The 508-nt window shown below is 71.5% G+C and carries 1 pseudogene; it reads left to right on the forward strand.

Going from position 1 to position 508, the window contains the following annotated elements:
- A pseudogene (locus KTN05_RS17795) lies at positions 1-508 on the forward strand (N-acetylglucosamine transferase); the annotation flags it as partial.

A 508-nucleotide genomic window follows, 5' to 3' on the forward strand; every position in this document is an offset into this window, starting at 1 on the left:
ACGGCTGCGCCCCGGCTTCTGCCAACGGCTTCCTCGACTGGCTGCGGCGCATCGACCGCGCGCCCGATGCGCCGCTCGCGGTGCTGGGCTTCGGCGACCGCAGCTTTCCGGCCTTCGGCGCCTATGCCGAGGAAGTCGCCGCCACCGCCGATGCGAAGGGCTGGCCGCAGCTTCTTGCCTTCGACAGCATCGACCGCCAGTCGCCACAGGAGTTCGCCCGCTGGGGACGCGCGGTTGGCGCGGCGCTGGGGATCGAACTGGACCTCGTCCACCAGCCGGTGGCGCCCGCAAGCGAAGCCCTCACCCTGATCTCCCGCCGCGATTACGGTGCCGAGGTGCAGGCGCTGACTGCGATCCTGCGCTTTGCCGCGCCGCGGCCCTCGACATGGCAGCGGCTGACGGGACAGGGCTTCGCGCGCTGGCAGGCGGGCGATCTGCTGGGCATCATGCCCGAAGGCTCGTCCGTGCCGCGCTTCTATTCGCTCGCCTCAGGCTCGCGCGACGGTTT

Origin of the sequence: Paracoccus sp. Z118 (assembly GCF_019061185.1) — a bacterium.
Taxonomy (GTDB): domain Bacteria; phylum Pseudomonadota; class Alphaproteobacteria; order Rhodobacterales; family Rhodobacteraceae; genus Paracoccus.